The sequence below is a fragment of the Rhodococcus sovatensis genome (assembly GCF_037327425.1).
Lineage (GTDB): Bacteria > Actinomycetota > Actinomycetes > Mycobacteriales > Mycobacteriaceae > Rhodococcoides > Rhodococcoides sovatense.
Map to the genome: position 1 here is coordinate 3,401,617 of NZ_CP147846.1, position 19,699 is coordinate 3,421,315.

15 protein-coding genes are annotated in these 19,699 nt (G+C 63.2%); 9 read left to right on the forward strand and 6 right to left on the reverse strand.

The window, feature by feature from the left end:
- Window positions 1-23 precede the first annotated feature (23 nt).
- Window positions 24-3,821: an ABC transporter ATP-binding protein gene (locus WDS16_RS15675; protein WP_338886166.1), complete on the forward strand. Its 3,798-nt coding sequence runs from the start codon at window positions 24-26 to the stop codon at window positions 3,819-3,821.
- 112 nt (window positions 3,822-3,933) lie between these two features.
- The gene (locus WDS16_RS15680) at window positions 3,934-7,749 is read left to right on the forward strand and encodes a multifunctional oxoglutarate decarboxylase/oxoglutarate dehydrogenase thiamine pyrophosphate-binding subunit/dihydrolipoyllysine-residue succinyltransferase subunit (RefSeq protein WP_338886167.1); all 3,816 of its coding nucleotides are present in this window, start codon (window positions 3,934-3,936) and stop codon (window positions 7,747-7,749) included.
- Window positions 7,750-7,920: 171 nt separating this feature from the next.
- Here the strand turns inward: WDS16_RS15680 and WDS16_RS15685 are convergent, their stop codons facing one another.
- On the reverse strand, window positions 7,921-8,562 hold the full coding sequence (locus WDS16_RS15685; RefSeq protein ID WP_338886168.1) for a TetR/AcrR family transcriptional regulator: 642 nt from the start codon (window positions 8,560-8,562) through the stop codon (window positions 7,921-7,923).
- A gap of 69 nt (window positions 8,563-8,631) precedes the next feature.
- On the opposite strand from WDS16_RS15685, the gene WDS16_RS15690 reads away from it, so the two are divergent.
- The 3 genes from WDS16_RS15690 to WDS16_RS15700 are packed head-to-tail and all read left to right on the forward strand — an operon-like array spanning window position 8,632 to window position 11,968.
- Window positions 8,632-10,197, forward strand: coding sequence for an NAD(P)/FAD-dependent oxidoreductase (locus WDS16_RS15690; protein ID WP_338886169.1), 1,566 nt, complete (start codon window positions 8,632-8,634; stop codon window positions 10,195-10,197).
- On the forward strand, window positions 10,194-11,033 hold the full coding sequence (locus tag WDS16_RS15695; RefSeq protein WP_338886170.1) for an SDR family NAD(P)-dependent oxidoreductase: 840 nt from the start codon (window positions 10,194-10,196) through the stop codon (window positions 11,031-11,033). The genes WDS16_RS15690 and WDS16_RS15695 overlap by 4 nt, the downstream gene beginning before the upstream one ends.
- Window positions 11,030-11,968, forward strand: coding sequence for an alpha/beta hydrolase (locus WDS16_RS15700; protein WP_338886171.1), 939 nt, complete (start codon window positions 11,030-11,032; stop codon window positions 11,966-11,968). The genes WDS16_RS15695 and WDS16_RS15700 overlap by 4 nt, the downstream gene beginning before the upstream one ends.
- Here the strand turns inward: WDS16_RS15700 and WDS16_RS15705 are convergent.
- A complete protein-coding gene (locus WDS16_RS15705) occupies window positions 11,924-12,826 on the reverse strand; it encodes a glycine betaine ABC transporter substrate-binding protein (protein ID WP_338886172.1) in 903 nt (300 codons plus the stop codon). The genes WDS16_RS15700 and WDS16_RS15705 overlap by 45 nt on opposite strands.
- 185 nt (window positions 12,827-13,011) lie before the next feature.
- On the opposite strand from WDS16_RS15705, the gene WDS16_RS15710 reads away from it, so the two are divergent.
- From WDS16_RS15710 to WDS16_RS15725, 4 genes are read left to right on the forward strand one after another with little or no spacing between them, the layout of a single operon-like run.
- Complete coding sequence (locus WDS16_RS15710; RefSeq protein ID WP_338893474.1) at window positions 13,012-13,902, forward strand: ABC transporter substrate-binding protein; 891 nt, start codon at window positions 13,012-13,014, stop codon at window positions 13,900-13,902.
- The gene (locus WDS16_RS15715; protein WP_338886173.1) at window positions 13,902-15,083 is read left to right on the forward strand and encodes an ABC transporter ATP-binding protein; all 1,182 of its coding nucleotides are present in this window, start codon (window positions 13,902-13,904) and stop codon (window positions 15,081-15,083) included. The genes WDS16_RS15710 and WDS16_RS15715 overlap by 1 nt, the downstream gene beginning before the upstream one ends.
- On the forward strand, window positions 15,080-15,742 hold the full coding sequence (locus WDS16_RS15720) for an ABC transporter permease (protein ID WP_338886174.1): 663 nt from the start codon (window positions 15,080-15,082) through the stop codon (window positions 15,740-15,742). The genes WDS16_RS15715 and WDS16_RS15720 overlap by 4 nt, the downstream gene beginning before the upstream one ends.
- A complete protein-coding gene (locus tag WDS16_RS15725) occupies window positions 15,739-16,419 on the forward strand; it encodes an ABC transporter permease (protein WP_338893475.1) in 681 nt (226 codons plus the stop codon). Before WDS16_RS15720 ends, WDS16_RS15725 begins: the two co-directional genes overlap by 4 nt.
- A gap of 83 nt (window positions 16,420-16,502) precedes the next feature.
- On the opposite strand, the gene WDS16_RS15730 is transcribed toward WDS16_RS15725, so the two are convergent.
- The 4 genes from WDS16_RS15730 to WDS16_RS15745 all read right to left on the reverse strand — a co-directional run bounded on the left by WDS16_RS15730 (window position 16,503) and on the right by WDS16_RS15745 (window position 19,672).
- Window positions 16,503-17,699, reverse strand: a complete 1,197-nt coding sequence (locus WDS16_RS15730) for an NADP-dependent malic enzyme (RefSeq protein ID WP_338886175.1) — start codon at window positions 17,697-17,699, stop codon at window positions 16,503-16,505.
- Window positions 17,700-17,932: 233 nt separating this feature from the next.
- A complete protein-coding gene (locus WDS16_RS15735) occupies window positions 17,933-18,181 on the reverse strand; it encodes a hypothetical protein (RefSeq protein ID WP_338886176.1) in 249 nt (82 codons plus the stop codon).
- 16 nt (window positions 18,182-18,197) lie between these two features.
- Entirely contained in the window at window positions 18,198-18,812 is a 615-nt protein-coding gene (locus WDS16_RS15740; protein ID WP_338886177.1) for a MarC family protein, read from the reverse strand.
- Window positions 18,809-19,672, reverse strand: a complete 864-nt coding sequence (locus WDS16_RS15745; RefSeq protein ID WP_338893477.1) for a PHP domain-containing protein — start codon at window positions 19,670-19,672, stop codon at window positions 18,809-18,811. The genes WDS16_RS15740 and WDS16_RS15745 overlap by 4 nt, the downstream gene beginning before the upstream one ends.
- Between the last annotated feature and the right edge of the window lie 27 nt (window positions 19,673-19,699).

Consider the following 19,699-nt stretch of genomic DNA (forward strand, 5'->3'; position numbering starts at 1 on the left):
AACGCGGACTACCGTGGAAAACGATGGTGACCAACGGTAGCGACCAACACGCGGCGGGGTGGATCCGTCGGCTCTTCGCTCAGTGTTGGGTGCATCGCAGGACGGCATCAGGGGCGCTCGCGGTCACGATGATCGCCGCCGTCATCGACATCTCTTTCCCGCTCTTGACGCGCGTTGCCATCGACGATGCGTCAGGGGGTAAAAGCGGCACGATCCTCACCGTCGCCGTGGCCATCGGCGCCCTCGCAATCGTTCGATTCGGATGCCAGTTCGGCCGTCGACTACTCGCGGGCAGGCTGTCCATCGATGTCCAACACGACCTGAGGCTCGGGCTTCTGGGTTCTCTACAGCGTCTCGACGGTCGGCGTCAGGACGAGATAAGGACCGGTCAGGTCGTCTCCCGATCCATCACCGACCTGCAGTTGGTGCAGGGTCTGTTGGCAATGGTTCCGCTGTCTGCGGGCGCGCTGCTGCAGTTCGTCCTGGCGCTCGGCGTCATGGCCTATTTGTCACCGTTGCTCACCGTCGTCGCGCTGCTGATCGTTCCCGGCGTGTCCCTCGTTGTGTACCGAATCCGGCCGAAGCTGTACGCCGCCACGTGGTCCGCCCAGCAACGCGCGGCGGATCTGGCGCAGCACGTCGAGGAAACCGTCACCGGAGTTCGCGTCGTCAAAGGCTTCGGGCAGGAGTCACGCGCCGTCGACCGGCTCGAGTCGCTCGGCCGCACGTTGTTCGCGGAGCGCATGAGGGCAGCGCGAATCAACTCCAGGTTTGCGCCGTCGATGGCTGTCATCCCTCAGCTCGGTCTTGTGGGGGTCATCGCACTGGGCGGTTATCTCGCGATGCACGGGCACATCACCGTCGGGACATTCCTTGCGTTCGCCACCTATGTCGCGACGCTGTCCGCGCTCACCCGCACGTTGTCGTCCATCGTCATCATGGCGCAGCTCTCGCGCGCCGCGATCGAGCGCGTGTACGACGTCATCGACACCGATCCGTCCGTGCCGGAACCGTCGCACCCTCTTCATCTTCCCGACGGGCCACTCGGCCTCGATCTTTCCGGGGTCACCTTCGGTTTCGAACCGGATCGCGACGTATTGCGCTCGTTCGACCTGACCGTCGCGCCTGGGGAAAGTGTCGCGATAGTCGGCCACGCCGGCTCCGGCAAGACCGCCCTGTCCCTGCTCCTACCGCGGTTCTACAGCGCCCGCGAAGGGTCGGTCGCACTCACCTCGGACGGGCAGCGATTCGACGTCGACCGAGTGAGCGCCGAGCAGCTCCGCGAGGCCGTCGGCCTCGTGTTCGACGAACCGTTTCTGTTCTCCGACACCATTGCCGCCAACATCGCACTCGGACGTCCCGACGCGACCTCCGAGGAAATCGCCGCCGCCGCCACGCTCGCCGAGGCCGCCGAATTCATCCAGGCCCTACCCGAGGGATACGACTCGATCGTCGGCGAGCGAGGACTCACACTCTCGGGCGGTCAGCGGCAGCGCATCGCCCTTGCCCGCGCTCTGCTGACCGACCCCCGAGTTCTGGTTCTCGACGACGCGACCTCGGCCGTCGACGCCGAAACTGAAGCCAAGATCTTCGACGCACTTCGTCGCCTGCGTGAACGCACGACCATCGTCCTCGCACATCGCCGTTCGACCTTGACTCTCGCAGACCGCGTGGCCGTACTCGACAACGGCAAGATCCTGGACATCGGAACCGTCGACGAACTCGACCGTCGATGCCCTCTGTTCAGGAGATTGCTCGCAACCGAAGACGTGGACGAGCCCGTGACATCCGCACCCCTGGACGTCCCCGAACCTCCCCACACCGCACTATGGCCAGACACCGCACTAGGGCCAGAGGCCGCGCAGCAGCCGAAGGACGATCGGTCTGTGCGACAGGCAGCCGGGAGCAGCGGACCTGTCTCAGGGGCGCTCGGCAACGTGGCGTCGACACCGCAGATGCAGGCGGCCGTTCAAGCGCTTCCACCGGCCGACGAGGATCCCACGTTCGCGGGGGCGACACTGCGCGCCGCCGACCCCCAGTTCCGACTTGTCCGCTTGCTTTCGCCGGTCGCACCGCTGCTTCTCGCGGTCGTCGTCCTGCTTTCCCTCGATTCCCTCGCGTCGATCGCGTTTCCGTCGATCGTCCGCTATGCCGTCGACAACGGCGTCTCTCGCGGTGACTCCGGGGCGCTGTGGACGGCCACGACCATAGGCGTCGTTCTTGCGGTAGCAGGGTGGTTCGTCATTGCGGCGACGACCACTATCACCGCCCGCGCGGGCGAACGGGTGCTGTTCGGTCTTCGTGTGAGGAGCTACGCGCATATACAGCGACTCGGACTGGACTACTACGAACGTGAATTGTCCGGCCGGATCATGACGCGGATGACCACCGACGTCGACGCGTTGTCCTCGTTCATTCAGACCGGGGCGTCGACCGCAGTGATCAGTCTGATCACCGTTCTCGGCATCTCCGCGGCGCTGCTGTGGACCGACTTCTCGCTCGGTCTCGTCGCACTCGCCGTCGTGCCACCGCTGATCGTCGCAACGTTCGTATTCAGGAGAATCTCGTCCGCGGCGTACTCGGAGTCGCGGGAACGAATATCGGCAGTCAATGCTGACTTTCAGGAGAACATCGCCGGACTTCGGTCTGCGCAGGCATACCGGCGCGAGCAATTCGCCGCAGATCGGTTCGCCGAACGCGCAGACCGCTACCGAGTCAGCCGAATGCGGTCACAACGCGCAATCTCGGTGTACTTCCCCTTCATCACGTTCCTGTCGGACATCGCACTGGCCCTCGTCGTCTTCGTCGGCGCCCATCAGGTCGCGGGCGGATCGACCTCGGCGGGGACTCTCGTCGCCTTCGTGTTGTATCTCGGGCTGTTGTTCGGCCCGATCCAGCAGCTGTCGCAGGTGTTCGACGGGTACCAGCAAGCGAGGGTGGGAGTCAGCCGAATCGGCGACCTGCTCCGCACACCGAGTTCGATCGAGGTCGCCTCGAACTCAGACACCGTGACGATCCCCGACGGTCATCTCCAGGGCGATGTTCGCTTCGAGCACGTCGGGTTTCGGTATGCCGGATCCGACACCGACGCCCTCAGTGAGGTCAATCTCACAATCCTTCGCGGCACTACCGTCGCACTCGTCGGGCAGACCGGCGCGGGCAAGTCCACCGTCGTGAAGTTGCTCGCGCGCTTCTACGATCCGACGTCCGGATCCGTACGCGTCGACGGCACCGATCTTCGCGATTTTCGACTGTCGGACTATCGCCGACGACTCGGAGTAGTACCGCAAGAAGCCCACTTGTTCACCGGCGATATCGCCTCCAACATCGCCTTCGGAAAGCCCGAAGCGTCTCGCTCCGAGATCGAAGCTGCAGCGCGCGCGGTAGGCGCATTGGAGACCATCGCTGCACTTCGGGGCGGTATGCGGCAACCGGTGGGTGAACGCGGGCAGGGCCTGTCCGCAGGCCAACGACAGCTGATCGCGCTGGCGAGGGCCGAGCTGGTCGACCCGGATCTTCTTCTGCTCGACGAGGCGACCGCAACGCTCGATCCCGCCACTGAACGCAAGGTGCTCGCCGCGAGCGAGAGGCTGCTGCGCACACGCACCGCTGTAGTCGTTGCACACCGATTGGCGACGGCCGCCAACGCCGACATGATCGTCGTCGTCGATCACGGGCGAATCGTCGAGACCGGAACGCACCACGAATTGAGGGCTCGCGGCGGCTACTACGCTCGGCTGTGGGATGCGGCCGAAACGCGCGGCGGGAATAATTCGATAGTCCAAGGAGTAGTCAGCAATGAGGCTGATAGTTACTCGTGAGTACATACCACAGTCACGTCCCGGACGATCGCACTCCCTGCATGAGGTCTAGCCTGGGTGTGTACGCGCGTTTGATCGGGAACGAAGAGAAGAATCGAGGCGAACTACTGCCGTGAGCAGCAGCTCCACTACCCAATTCGGACAAAATCAATGGCTGGTCGACGAGATGTACCAGCGTTTCAAGGTCGACCCGTCATCGGTCGACGCCAGCTGGCACGAATTCCTCACCGACTACAACCCGGACGCGCCGGCGGGTGACGACACCGCGTCCGTTCCGAACGGCAGTACGCCTCCTGCCAACGGTAGTTCCGCCCCGAAGGCTGCAGCTCCGAAGGCTGCTGAGACCAAGACTGCAACCCCCAAGACCGAAGCTCCCAAGGCTGCCGAGTCCAAGGTCAGTGCATCCCAGCCCGCAGCATCCAAGCCTGCAGGATCCAAGCCCGCAGCGGAAAAGCCGACGCCGACGTCCAAGCCTGCGACATCGAAGGCCGCGGGTGCCAATCCGTCCGCGACGGCTGTGAAGCCCGCTGCCGCCGCATCCGCTGCGGAGGAGTCCACCAAGGTTCTACGTGGCGCCGCTGCTGCCGTCGCGAAGAACATGTCGGCGTCGCTGCAGATTCCGACAGCGACGAGTGTTCGCGCGATCCCGGCCAAGCTCATGGTCGACAACCGCCTCGTGATCAACAACCATCTCGCTCGTACGCGTGGCGGCAAGATCTCGTTCACTCACTTGCTCGGTTACGCCATCGTGCAGGCCGTCAAGGCGTTCCCCAACATGAATCGCCACTTCGCCGAGATCGACGGCAAGCCGAATGCAGTCACCCCGGCAGCCACGAACCTTGGCCTGGCCATCGACTTGAAGGGCAAGGACGGAAGCCGCAACCTCGTCGTCGCCGCGATCAAGAACACGCAGGACTACTCGTTCACGCAGTTCTACAACGCCTACGAGGACATCGTTCGCCGCGCTCGCGACGGCAAGCTGACCGGCGAGGATTTCCAGGGCGTCACGCTGTCGCTGACCAACCCAGGCGGAATCGGCACCGTGCACTCGGTGCCGCGTCTGATGAACGGTCAGGGCGCCATCATCGGTGCAGGCGCCATGGAATACCCGGCCGAGTTCCAGGGCGCGAGCGACGAACGGCTCGCCGAACTGGGCGTCGGCAAGCTCATGACGCTGACCTCGACGTACGACCACCGCATCATCCAGGGTGCAGAGTCGGGCGATTTCCTTCGCACGATCCACAACCTGCTGATCAGCGACGAGTTCTACGACGAGATCTTCCATTCGCTGAAGATCCCGTACGAGCCGATCCGGTGGCGCAAGGATCTCCCCGAAGGCATCGTCGACAAGAACACCCGTGTCCTCGAGCTCATCGCCGCGTACCGCAACCGCGGTCACCTGATGGCCGACACGGATCCGTTGCAGTTCACCAAGGACAAGTTCCGGATGCATCCGGACCTCGACGTGATCAGCCACGACCTGACGCTGTGGGACCTCGACCGCGAATTCAAGGTCGGCGGTTTTCACGGCAAGGACAAGATGCGTCTGCGCGACGTGCTCAGCGTTCTGCGTGACTCGTACTGCCGCCACGTCGGCGTCGAGTACACCCACATCCTCGAGACCGATCAGGTCGCATGGCTGCAGGAACGCGTCGAAGCTACTCACGTCAAACCGACTGTGGCACAGCAGAAGTACATCCTCAGCAAGCTCAATGCCGCTGAGGCGTTCGAAACCTTCCTGCAGACGAAGTACGTCGGGCAGAAGCGCTTCTCGCTCGAAGGCGCCGAGTCCGTCATCCCGATGATGGACGCCGTTATCGACCAGAGCGCCGAGCATTCGCTCGACGAGGTCGTCATCGGCATGCCGCACCGCGGTCGCCTGAACGTTCTGGCGAACATCGTCGGCAAGCCTTACTCGAAGATCTTCACCGAGTTCGAGGGCAACATGAACCCGGCTGCCGCACACGGCTCCGGCGACGTGAAGTACCACCTCGGGGCCGAAGGTACCTACATCCAGATGTTCGGCGAGAACGACATCGCAGTCTCGTTGACCGCGAACCCGTCGCACCTGGAAGCCGTCGACCCGGTCCTGGAAGGACTCGTCCGCGCGAAGCAGGATCTGCTCGACAAGGGTGCAGGCGAGGGCGGATTCTCCGTTCTGCCGCTGATGCTCCACGGTGACGCGGCATTCGCGGGCCAGGGCGTCGTAGCGGAAACGCTGAACCTCGCGCTGCTGCGCGGTTACCGCACCGGCGGCACCGTGCACATCGTCGTCAACAACCAGGTCGGTTTCACCACCGCGCCCGAGCATTCCCGCTCGTCGGAGTACTGCACCGACGTCGCCAAGATGATCGGCGCGCCGATCTTCCACGTCAACGGCGACGACCCGGAAGCATGCGTCCGCGTCGCTCAGCTCGCCGTCGACTTCCGTGAGAAGTTCAACAAGGACGTCGTCATCGACATGATCTGCTACCGCAGGCGTGGACACAACGAGGGCGACGACCCCTCGATGACGCAGCCGGCGATGTACGACGTCATCGACACCAAGCGCAGCGTCCGCAAGAGCTACACCGAATCCCTCATCGGCCGCGGCGACATCTCCCTCAAAGAGGCAGAGGACGCATTGCGCGACTACCAGGGACAGCTCGAACGGGTCTTCAACGAGGTGCGCGAGCTCGAGAAGTACACCCCCGAGCCCAGCGAGTCGGTCGAACTCGACCAGCAGTTGCCCACAAAGCTCACCACCGCGGTCGACAAGTCGGTTCTGCATCGCATCGGCGACGCCTTCCTCGAGGTTCCCGACGGCTTCAACGTGCACCCGCGCGTCAAGCCTGTTCTGGAAAAGCGTCGGGAAATGGCGTACGAGGGCAAGGTCGACTGGGCCTTCGGCGAGCTTCTCGCCCTCGGTTCGCTCGTGGACGAGGGACGCAACGTTCGGTTCTCGGGTCAGGACACCCGCCGCGGCACGTTCACCCAGCGTCACTCGGTCATCATCGACCGCAAGACCGGCGCCGAGTACACGCCGTTGCACAACATCGGCAGCGAGAACCCCGGCAAGTTCATGGTCTACGACTCCGCGCTGAGCGAGTTCGCAGCCGTCGGCTTCGAGTACGGCTACTCGGTGGGCAACCCGGACGCACTGGTGATGTGGGAAGCGCAGTTCGGCGACTTCGTCAACGGCGCGCAGTCCATCATCGACGAGTTCATCTCGTCCGGTGAAGCGAAGTGGGGTCAGCTCTCCGACGTCGTGCTGCTGCTGCCGCACGGCCACGAGGGCCAGGGACCGGACCACACGTCCGGGCGTATCGAGCGCTTCCTGACACTGTGCGCCGAGGGCTCCATGACGGTTGCGCTTCCGTCGACTCCGGCGAACTACTTCCACCTGCTGCGCAGGCACGCACGTGACGGCATTCGCCGACCACTCATCGTCTTCACCCCGAAGTCGATGCTGCGCAACAAGGCAGCGGTGTCCAACATCGAGGACTTCACCGACGGCAAGTTCCACTCGGTATTCGACGAGCCGACCTACGACACCGGCACCGGTGACCGTAGCAAGGTCAAGCGCGTCCTGATGGTGAGCGGCAAGCTCTACTACGAGCTTCTCGCCCGGAAGCAGAAGGACAACCGCGAGGATGTTGCCATCGTGCGCATCGAGCAGCTGTACCCGATTCCGACTCGTCGGATCACCGAGGCGATCAACAGCTACCCGAACGCGACCGAGTTCCGCTGGGTCCAGGAGGAGCCGGCAAACCAGGGTGCGTGGCCGTTGTTCGGCCTGGCATTCCCGGAGCTCATGCCCGACGTTCTGAGCGGAATCAAGCGAGTGTCGCGTCGCGCGATGTCCGCTCCGTCCTCGGGCTCGAGCAAGGTCCACGCCGTCGAGCAGCTCGAAATCATCGACGAGGCGTTCTCCGGCGTCGGCGAGTAGTTTCACCGCCCTTCTCTACAGCGAACGGCGCATTCGGTCACCCATGAGGTGACCGAATGCGCCGTTCGCTGTTTTGGCGGTTGGCCGACCATCGCTTGAAAGGTCCATCCATACGATCAGATAGCTAGCAGGTGACATTCAAGCGGACCAGGGCACGCGGCGGACCAGATCTCACTCCGCCGCCGCACCGGCTCCGAGGAGCGCCGCGATCGTGCTCGGCGCGAGGGCCACGGCAGGCAGGGCTCCGACGTTGAGTTCGATGAGGTCGTCCCTGCTGATCTGAGGATTACGCAACCACGAGATGGTGGCCTCCTCGACGAACGCGATCCAGCCTCGTACTGCTAGTTCCGTGGCCGGGTTGGCCTCGACGTTCAGCGTGTACAGGTTCGCGACGGTTCGGTCGGCCATGGTCGTGCGGGTCTCCTCGAACACTCGGCGCATATCGGGGTCTCCCGTCGCCGATCCACGCAGCAACGACAGGAACGTTTCTCGATTCTCGGTTACGTAGTCGACATAGTTCGCGATCGAATCCCGCAGCGTTTCGTAGGGCCCGAGAGTCATATCCGGTGCCGTGCGCTCGAGCATGGTCTTGCTGGCTTCACGGACGATCGCGAGGTGAAAGTCCTGCTTCGAGGAAAAGTAGTGAAACAGCAGCCCCCGCGAAACTCCGGCCTGATCGGCGATGTCTTCGACGGATACCTGCTCCAGGGGGCGGTCCGCCAGCATTTCCGTACCGAGCTCGATCAGCTGGGCACGCCGCTCTTCCGGGCTCATCCGAGTTCGCTTGATTGCTGGGTTGTTCACACTCGCCATGCAACCAGCTTACTGAATGACAGTCAATAACTATTGACTCACACTCAATAAGCTCCTATTCTCGTTTTCATGAGTCTTTCCGTAACAGATACTTCGGAGCGCGTGACGGCCCCGCGCCAGGTCGACACAGTCATCATCGGCAGCGGCTTCGCCGGCCTCGGGGCAGCGATCAAGCTGACCCAGAAAGGCAAGAACAACTTCCTCGTACTCGAAAGAGGCAGCGATGTCGGTGGGACGTGGCGCGACAACACGTACCCGGGCGCAGCGTGCGACGTGCCGTCTCACCTGTACTCGTACTCGTTCGCACTCAATCCGGACTGGACTCGCTCGTTCTCGACTCAGCCCGAGATTCAGAAGTACATCTCTTCTGTTGCACGAAAGTACAACGTCCTGAGCAAGCATGTCTTCAATTCCGACGTCACGTCGGTGACCTGGGACGAGAACACCCACCGCTGGAACATCATCGCAAGCACCGGTGAGTACACGGCCAAGGTCGTCGTCACCGCAGTAGGCGCACTGTGCGAGCCGAACCTCCCGCCGATCAAGGGCATCGAAGGATTCGAAGGCGACGTCTTCCACTCCGCACAGTGGAACCACGACGTCTCGCTGGCAGGCAAGCGTGTCGCGATCATCGGCACTGGTGCGTCGGCGATCCAGATCGTGCCTGCCATCGCGGACAAGGTGGAGCGCCTCGACGTGTACCAACGCACCGCACCGTGGATCCTCCCCCGCTTCGATCGCGAATACACCGGCATCGAGAAGTTCGCTTTCAAGCGCATTCCCGGTGTCCAGCGACTGTCTCGCACCGCTATCTACGCGGCTCGGGAAACACAGGTCGTCGGGCTGGCCAAGAAGCCCGCCCTGATGCGGATGTTCGAGGTCATCGCCAAGAAGCAGATCAGCAAGGGCATCAAGGACAAGTCGCTGCGCAAGAAGGTCACGCCGAACTTCCGCATCGGCTGCAAGCGCATGCTGATCTCGAACGCGTACTACCCCGCACTCGATCGATCCAACGTCGACCTCGTCACGGACGGGATCGTAGAGGTCAAGGCGAACTCCATCGTCTCCGCCGATGGCACCGAACGTGAGATCGACGCACTGATCGTCGCGACCGGATTCCACGTCACGGATTCGCCTGCCTACCAGGGCATCTACGGAACAGGCGGCAAGACGCTCGCGCAGACGTTCGAGGAAGAAGGCCAGCAGGGCTACAAGGGTGCCGCGGTCGCGGGCTTCCCCAACATGTTCTTCCTCGTCGGGCCCAACACCGGCCTCGGACACACCTCGATGGTGTTCATGATCGAATCGCAGCTCAATTACGTCATCGACGCGTTGGACACGATCGAGAAGCACGGCATCGGGCAGATCGAAGTCCGCAAGGACGTGCAGGACGATTACAACGCCGACCTGCAGGATCGCATGGCGAACAGCGTCTGGATGAACGGTGGCTGCGCCAGCTGGTACCTCGACAAGCACGGGAACAACACGACGCTGTGGCCGGACTTCACGTTCCGATTCCGCGCGATCACCAGAAAATTCGACCTCGCGGCGTACCGTAGCGTCGCGGCATCCGATCTCCCAACACCAGCCGTCGGCGCCACCGCCGACAACGACATCGAGGTAGCAGCACAGTGAGCACAACATTCGCAGGCAAAGTTGCCGTAGTCACCGGCGCGGGATCCGGTATCGGACGCGCGCTCGCGCTCAATCTCGCCGAACGCGGCGCCAAGCTGGCACTGTCGGACGTCGACGTGAACGGTCTGGAAGAGACTGTCCGTCAGGTCGAAGCACTCGGCGCTGAGGTTGCCTCGCAGTTCCTCGATGTGTCGCAGCGCGAGACCGTGCTCGACTACGCCGATACGGTGAGGGCGCGGTTCGGCAAGATCAATCAGATCTACAACAATGCGGGCATCGCGTACCACGGTGACGTCGAGGCTTCGTCGTTCAAGGACATCGAGCGGATCGTCGACGTCGACTTCTGGGGAGTCGTCAACGGTACGAAGGCTTTCCTTCCGCACCTGCAGGAATCCGGTGACGGCCACATCGTCAACATCTCCAGTCTTTTCGGACTGCTGGCGATGCCGTCGCAGGCTGCCTACAACGCTGCCAAGTTCGCTGTCCGCGGCTTCAGCGAGGCACTTCGGATGGAGCTGCTGATCTCGAAAGCCCCGGTCAAGATGACCGTCGTGCATCCCGGCGGCATCAAGACCGCGATCGCGCGCAACGCCACCGTCGCCGAGAATTACGACCAGCAGTCGGTCGCCAAGTTCTTCGACGCCAAGCTCGCCAAGACAACTCCGGATCAGGCTGCCAAGACGATCCTCAAGGGCGTCGAGAAGGGCAAGGGCCGCGTGCTGATCGGCTCCGACGCCATCGCACTCGATTTGCTTCAGCGCATTACCGGATCGAAGTATCAACGCGTGATCGCGGTCGTCGCGAGCCGCGCCATGCCGCGAAAGAAGCAGTCATGAAATCCTTCTACCTGCCGCTTCCGCTGGTCAGAGCGGCGTTGAAACCGTTCTACCGATTCGCGCTCGATGCGCGGCTCCCCATCACGGTTCAGCGCAGGATCCTCGACCTCGGCGCTCCGATCCAGACCATGCCGGACGGCGCTGTGGTACAGCCGTTGACATTGGCCGGACGCAGAGCGGAACGGGTCACCGTCGGTGCTACCGAACGCGACACTGCGGTGCTCTATTTGCACGGCGGCGCGTACACGATCGGATCGATGGCTACCCACCGCTCGCTCGCAGCGCATCTCGCCCGTGAATCAGCAAGCGCTGTATACGTTCTCGACTATTCCCTCGCCCCCGAGAACCCGTACCCGACCGGCCTGAACGACGCAGTCGCTGCCTACCGCGAACTACTGAAGTCGCACGGCTACACCGCGGATCGTGTTGCAATCGCGGGCGATTCGGCAGGCGGCGGGCTCACGGTCGCCACTGCACGCCATCTCGTCGACGACGGCGTGAATCCTGCTGCACTCGGCCTGATCTCACCGTGGGTGGATCCGGCTGCACGAGACGCGCTGTTCGACCGGGATCTCGTCGTCAACACCGCATGGTCGTTCGCGGCGGCCGTGGCGTACCTCGGCGACGGCGATCCTTTGGACCAGGGGTACGCACCACTACAGGGTGATCTCACCGGCTTGCCGCCGATCGTCATGCACGTCGGGACGTCCGAGGTTCTCTATCCGCAGATCGTGGCTTTCCACGACAAGCTGCTGTTGTCGGGCGTCGAAGTCGAGTACGTCGAATACGAAAAGCTCTGGCACGTAGCGCATCTGCAGGCTTCGATCCTGCGTGAAGCCGCCCAGGCCGTGCACCACATGGGCGCCTTTCTCGGGGCACGGGTCCGGACGTCAGAGGTTGTGCTCGCCGAGCCATCGAGCAGCGACATCGCCTGAGTTCGCACCACTGCGGACCTCGCCGATCATCTCGGCGAGGTCCGCAGTGGTCAGCTCACCTGCAACGACACCGAGCGTCGCGAACGCAGCATCGTCGAGCGCACCGTCACGCATGAGCGGAACCACATTCTGCGCGATGATCGCCGACTCGTCGTCATCGAGGGTCGACAAGTCCGCTGCGAGTGGTCCGAACGACGACGTCCGCAGCGCCAACGCATCGACTTCACCGGAATCCAGAGCGCTGACCGCCGATTCCGAGTCCGGGTAGACGGTGAACTCCGTGAACGAACATCCGTACACGGGCCCCAGCTGCATTCCGATCTCCATCGGTTCGATACCGGACGACTTCTCGACGATTCCGACCACGGCATCGCTGCAGCTCGGCGCGAAGTCCGACAGCGACGACACTTCCGCGAACGGTCCGCTCGACGAGACTGCGATGGCCATCCGGTCCTCGGCGAGTGCGTAGTCCCCCACCGACAGCCCCTCGGGCAGCGACCTGTTCAGGTCGACGAACACGTCCTCGGCTTCGGTAGCACCCGACAGCGAGTCGAACGTGTGCAGAAGATCCCCGGTGAAATCCGGTACGAGGGATATCTCGCCACCGTCGAGAGCGGCAACGTAGTCGCTGCGTTCGCCAAGACCTTCCTTCACTTCTGCCGTGACTCCGGCAGAGCGAACCGCACCGGCGTAGATGTGCGCCAGCACTGCCCCGGTGACGTTCTCACCCGCCCCGACAACGATCGTCGCGCGCTCCTGGGTGTCCGCCGCACACCCAGCCAACGTCAGCGCCACGATCGCCGCTGTGAGCACTCTCGGCGCCGACCCGACCACAGAAACTCCATTCCACCTGCTCACGCAGCAGGTTTACCGATTGCGCTCGCCGGGAACAAGAGCGAACGAGATAGTCATCGCACCAACCCTATGACTATGCTCGAAGACCTGGTTCGACCACACCCCAGCGAGCCCCGCCGGAAGGGATTCACTTGAACATCACCAGATCTGCGCGAGCCGTCGTTGCACTTTCCGTCACGGCTGTCGTCATGACCGCGTGCGGCGGCAACAGTGATCCCCTGTCCTCCGGAGGCGGCGAGAGCAACAGCGATCCCAATTCGATCGTGATCGGTTCGGCCAACTTCCCCGAATCCGAAACAGTGGCCAACATCTACGCCGAAGCCCTGCGCGCCAATGGCTTCGAGGTGAGCACCAAGCTCAATATCGGCAGCCGCGAGGCGTACATCCCGGCAGTGCGAGACGGATCGATCGACCTGATCCCCGACTACACCGGCAATCTCCTGCAGTACCTGGACGAGTCAGCGACCGCAACATCATCCGAGGACGTTCTCGCGGCACTGCCCGACGCACTCGGCTCGGATCTGACCGTCACAGCTCAAGCCCCCGGCGAGGACAAGGATGCAGTCGTCGTGACCAGGGCAACTGCAACCGAACGCAATCTGACCACCATCGGCGACCTCGCTCCTTTCTCCGCCGACGTCACCTTCGCGGGAACGCCGGAGTTCCAGGAGCGCGTCGGCGGACTTCCCGGGCTGAAAGCCAAGTACGGACTCGACATCGCCCCCGGAAACTACGTTCCGATCTCCGACGGTGGTGGTCCTGCCACCGTCGAGGCTCTGGTGTCCGGTCAAGTTGTCGCAGCCGATATCTTCACCACCGCACCGTCGATTGCACAGAACGACCTCGTGGTGCTCGAAGATCCGGAGAACAACTTCGCCGCCCAGAACATCATTCCGGTGCTCAACACCTCCAAGCAGTCGGACAAGCTCACCCAGGTTCTCGATGCGGTCTCCGCTCAGATCACCACCGAGGAATTGATCGCGCTCAACACGTCCGTGTCCGGTGACGCGAAGGTCGAACCCGCCGCCGCCGCAAGGGCGTGGGTGGCGGACAAGGGACTGGACCAACCGGTCAGCTGATGATCACATTCGACGGAGTCGGCAAGACCTATCCGGATGTTCGGGGTCGTTCCGCAGGCTCTACTCCCGGCGGCACAATCGCGGTCGACAGTTTGGATCTGGTGATCGAGCCCGAATCGTTCACCGTGTTCGTCGGGCCTTCCGGGTGTGGCAAGACCACCTCGATGCGCATGATCAACCGGATGATCACTCCCACCTCGGGAGTGATCACCGTCGACGGTCGCAACATCGCCGAGACCGACGCGGTGAAACTGCGGCGCGGAATCGGCTACGTCATTCAAAGCGCGGGGCTGCTACCTCACCGCACCGTCGTCGACAACGTCGCGACGGTGCCGGTCCTACGCGGCGAATCCAGGCGCGCCGCACGTAAAGCCGCGCTCGGCGTACTCGAAAGAGTCGGACTCGATCCGGCTTTCGCGTCGCGCTATCCGGCGCAGCTGTCGGGCGGCCAACAGCAGCGGGTCGGGGTCGCGCGTGCCCTGGCCGCGGATCCGCCGATCTTGCTGATGGACGAGCCGTTCAGCGCAGTCGATCCGGTTGTTCGTGAGGACCTACAGACCGAGATGCTTCGACTGCAGGCAGATCTGAAGAAGACCATCGTGTTCGTCACCCACGACATCGACGAGGCCGTACGCCTCGGAGACAATATCGCGGTCTTCGGACCTCAGGGACGCCTACAGCAGTACGACAAGCCGGCGACCATACTCGCAGCTCCTGCAACATCTTTCGTTGCTTCGTTCGTCGGCCGCGATCGAGGCTATCGAGGTCTGTCGTTCCGCTCTGCCCAATCGGTCACGATGCATCCGATCGACACGGCAACTGAAAGCGAAGTTCGCGGTCTTCGGCTGGCACAGGGCCAGTGGGTTCTCGTCGTCGACTCCGAGCGTCGCCCCCTCGGCTGGATCGACGCCACCGGGGTCGAGAAGGTCCGCGACGGTCGACCTCTCGACGACAGCACCGCAGCAGGTGGCTCGCTGTTCACCGAGGGTGGGGATCTACGTCAGGCACTCGACTCGGCCATCTCGTCTCCGTCGGGAATCGGAGTCGCCGTCGATTCCACCGGAGCCGCCGTCGGCAGCGTAGATGCTGCTGAGATCCTCGAACACCTTGCTGTGCAACGTAGATCCGAAGATGAAGAGCGCAATCGGCATCACTTCAGCAACGAGGACACCTCACAGTGACGTGGCTCGTCGACAATTTCGACGTCGTCCTCGGGTACACCAAGACACACCTGTACCTGTCGCTCGTTCCGCTGCTGATCGGACTGCTCATAGCAATCCCGGTGGGCACCGTCATCCGAAACGCGCGCTGGGTCCGGAAGGTCACGATGACGGTGGCCAGCATCGCGTTCACGATCCCGTCGCTGGCTCTGTTCGTCACCATTCCGGCTGTTGTCGGCCTTCCGGTGCTAGACCCGCTCAACGTCGTCATTGCGCTGGCGGTGTACTCGACAGCGCTGCTCATCCGGGCTGTCCCGGAGGCGCTCGATTCGGTGCCGTTCGCGGTCGTCGACTCAGCCGAGGCCATGGGGTACTCACCGCTGCGACGAGCCATTGCCGTGGAATTGCCGCTGGCGCTTCCTGTTCTGATCGCAAACATCAGGGTCGTCGCAGTCACCAACATTTCTCTCGTGTCGGTGGGATCGGTGATCGGCATCGGCGGTCTCGGCCAATTGTTCACGCAGGGTTATCAGCGTGACTACCCCGATCAGATCGTCGCCGGCATCATCTCCATCGTCTTCCTGGCCCTGGTGTTCGACGCAGGCCTGTATCTGCTCGGCCGAAAGCTGACACCGTGGACGCGCCTGGGGACGGCATCGACGAAGAAGGCGCGGGCATGAATCTGTTCTCGGAGGCGTTCTCCTACATCGTCGACAGCGGAAACTGGGCCGGGCCCACGGGAATCGGCGCCCGAATCATCGAGCACATCTGGTACAGCCTGCTCGCCGTCGTGCTGTCGGCCGTCATCGCGATACCGATCGGGTTACTCATCGGCCACCTGCGCAAAGGCGAGGCGGTCATCGTCGGGCTCGTGAATGCACTTCGATCGCTACCGACCCTCGGCATCCTGGTATTTCTGGTCCTCGTCATCGGCCTCGGTCTCGTGCCCCCGATCATCGCGTTGGTGCTCCTCGGTATACCGCCGCTGCTAGCCGGGACCTATTCCGGTATCGCAAACGTCGACGACAACGTGGTCGACGCCGCGAGGGCGATGGGAATGACCGAAGTGCAGGTGCTCTTTCGCGTCGAGATCCCAAATGCGTTGCCGCTGATCATCGGCGGACTGCGAAACACCACCCTGCAGATCATCGCCACCGCTACCGTCGCGGCGTACGTCAACCTCGGTGGACTAGGCCGCTACATCTTCGACGGTCTCGCCCTGTACGACTACGGACGTGTGCTGGTCGGGGCGATCCTCGTTGCGCTGTTGACCCTGATCATCGACGGCTTACTCGCCCTTGCGGTTTGGGCCTCGGTTCCCGGCACCGGTCGGCTCAAGCCAAAGATCAAGGTGTAGGCGCACGTTCCTGGACGAGAAAACGAAACGCCCCGAACCACAGCCCGGTGAGGCTCGGTTCGGGGCGTTTCTTTCCCAGTGTCCTACGCGACGCCCTCGGCTCGCGCTGCTGCCGCAACTGCGTCCGCAACGGCTGGGGCGACACGAGGATCGAGCGGGCTCGGCACAATTTTGTCCGCAGCCAGCTCGTCGCCGAGAACCGAGAGGATTGCCTCGGCAGCGGCGAGTTTCATGCCTTCGGTGATGCGACGTGCGCCGGCGTCGAGTGCGCCTTTGAACACGCCGGGGAAGGCGAGAACGTTGTTGATCTGATTGGGGAAGTCACTTCGCCCGGTCGCGACGATCGATGCGTACTTGGCAGCCGCTTCCGGGTGAATCTCGGGATCGGGATTCGACAGCGCGAACACGATGGACCCGGGGGCCATCGACGCGATGTAACTTTCGTCGATCTTGCCCGCCGACACACCGAGGAACACGTCTGCGCCCGTCAGCGCATCACCGGCACCACCAGACAGTCCGCGCGGGTTGGTACGCGCAGCGAGCTCAACCTTGACGGAGTTGAGATCTCCGCGATCAGCGGAGACGATCCCCTTGGAATCGAGCACGACGACGTCCGGAATTCCCGCGGCGAGAAGAATGTTCGCGCACGCGACGCCTGCAGCACCGGAGCCGGAGATGACGATCTTCAGACCCGACGTGCTTCGCCCCTGGAACTTCGCGGCGCCGTTGAGCGCGGCGAGGACAACGATGGCCGTCCCGTGCTGGTCGTCGTGCATGACCGGGCAGTCGAGTGCCTCGATGACGCGTCGCTCGATCTCGAAGCAACGCGGAGCCGAGATGTCCTCGAGATTGACGGCTCCGAAGCTGTACCGCAACCGCACGATGGTATCCACGATCTCGTCGACATCTTGGGTGTCGAGCACGATGGGAATCGAGTTGAGGCCGGCGAAGTTCTTGAACAGCGCAGCTTTGCCTTCCATGACAGGAAGGGATGCGCGCGGCCCGATGTCGCCGAGTCCGAGCACCGCCGAGCCGTCCGTGATGACGGCGACGAGCCGGTCGGTCCACGTGTACTGCTTGGCGAGTGAAGCGTCCTGCGCGATAGCTCGGCTCACCTGTGCGACGCCCGGCGTGTAGGCGATCGACAGATCACGCTGAGTTTCGAGTGGTGCTGTCAGTTCGACGGACAGCTTGCCACCGACGTGTCCGAGGAAAATCTCCTCGTCGGTGATGGCGGCCAGATCGGCGGTGGTATTTGTCGGTTCGGTCACGATTGTCACGTTATAGCCCCCAGGAAACATTCCGATGACGCACCGGCAGGTAATTCGAAGTAGATGTCTCCGGAGCGCGCCCTTAGTGGCTGCGTCTGCCGTGAAATCACATAATCGCGTGAGGCGGGTGAGCCGTCACATTCGAGCCTGGCGCTGTGGCGTCCGAGGCTGCACTAGTCGCTAAGTGTGCCACCGGAACAGCGAAACGCGCAAACGTCATCCCCACCCCCACCTTCCCACCCTTATCCCCACCATTGTGTCCACAGCAGAACGCCGGCGACGACGAAGACCGACAGGGAGGCCAGAGCCGACACTGCTCGACGCCGGTGGTCGGCGAAGTGCTGGATCACGATCGCCACGATCGCAGCACCGAGGTGCGCGGCTACGGATACCGTCCCAGGTCCGGGGAAGCCGCGCTGGCTTCCGAGATACTGTGCCCCGACAACGACGAGCGCAAGTACGACGAGACCTGCGGTGACGGCCCCACTCAAACCCCGTAGCAAACCGTCAGCCTCCTGTGATGAATCCGCGGACGGAGTCCGCAATGAGCTGGACCGCGATCGCGGCCAACAGTAGACCCGCGATTCGGGCGAGCAGGGTGATGCCACCTTCGCCCAGGATGCGAATCAACACTGTCGAGAACCTGAGAACGAGGAAGAACACAAGGTGGATCGTCACGATTGCGAGTGCGACGGCGACAAGAGAACCCGTGTGGCCGTCGGCTTGGCTGACGTAGACGATGACGGCAGCGATCGCACCGGGGCCGGCCATCAGCGGGGTGCCGAGCGGGACGAGAGCGACATTGACGTCTTCGGCCTCGGACCCACCACCCGCTCCACGTCCCGTCAGCAACGACAGCGCGATGATGAGCAGCAACAGTCCACCCGCACCCTGCAGTGCGGGGATGCCGATGTGCAGGTAATTCAGGATCGCCTGACCGCCGATCGCGAACACCGAGATGACCGTCAGTGATACCGCTGGCGCCTGCCATGCGGCCCGGTTCCGCTCTTCCTTGCTCTTTCGGCCGACGAGCGAGAGGAACACCGGTATTGCGCCCGGCGGGTCCATGATCACGAACAGCGTGATCAGCACGGTCAGGTACAGCGTCGTGTCGAAGCTCACGTCGGGCTCGACACAGAGGCTGGTACACCCGTTGCCGCAGCCAAGATCCGCTCGTACTGCTCGACGTCGGTGGTGTGCTCACCGAGCCGCAGGTGTTTGTTCCCACCGTGGTAATCCGAGGATCCGGTGGCGATCAGATCGAGCTCGTCGGCGAGGTCGCGCATGAATCGAGTGTCCGCTGGGTTGTGGTCGGCATGGTCGACTTCGACGCCGTTCAGACCGTGTCCGACGAGTTCGCGAATGTGCTGCGGGTCCAGCAGCCTGCCCCGAGTACGAGCGCGAGCATGCGCAACGACACTCACTCCACCGGCAATGCGGATCATCTCGATCGCACGATCGAGCGGGGTGTCCACCTTCGCCACGTAGTACGGGCTTTCCGTTGCCAGGTAGCTGTCGAATGCCTCCTGCACACTGCCGACGGCACCGATGTCGACAAGGGCCCGAGCGAGGTGTGGCCGTCCGGCGGACTCCCCCGTCGCGGCCAGGATCTCGTCGGGAACGATTTCGGGATGATCGACGGCGAGCAACTCCGCCATCGATCGGATTCGGCCCGTCCGTTCGGTACGCAGCCGCTCGAGTTCCACCGCGAACACCTCGTCCGTCGGGTCGAAGAGATAGGCGAGCAGATGGACCGGCACCGGGTCACCGTCCACGCCGCGGCCGACGCACGACATCTCCATCCCGCGCACGACGGTGAGCCCCGCGGGGGCCGCTCGAACGGCGTCGTCCCACCCTGCTGTGGTGTCGTGATCGGTGATGGCCACAACATCCAAGCCTGCCCTGTGAGCGGCACGCACCAGCTCCTCTGGGCTGTCCGTGCCGTCGGAGACCGAGGAGTGGGTGTGGAGGTCGATGAGCACGAGAGCCAGTGTCTCAGGCTCACCGAA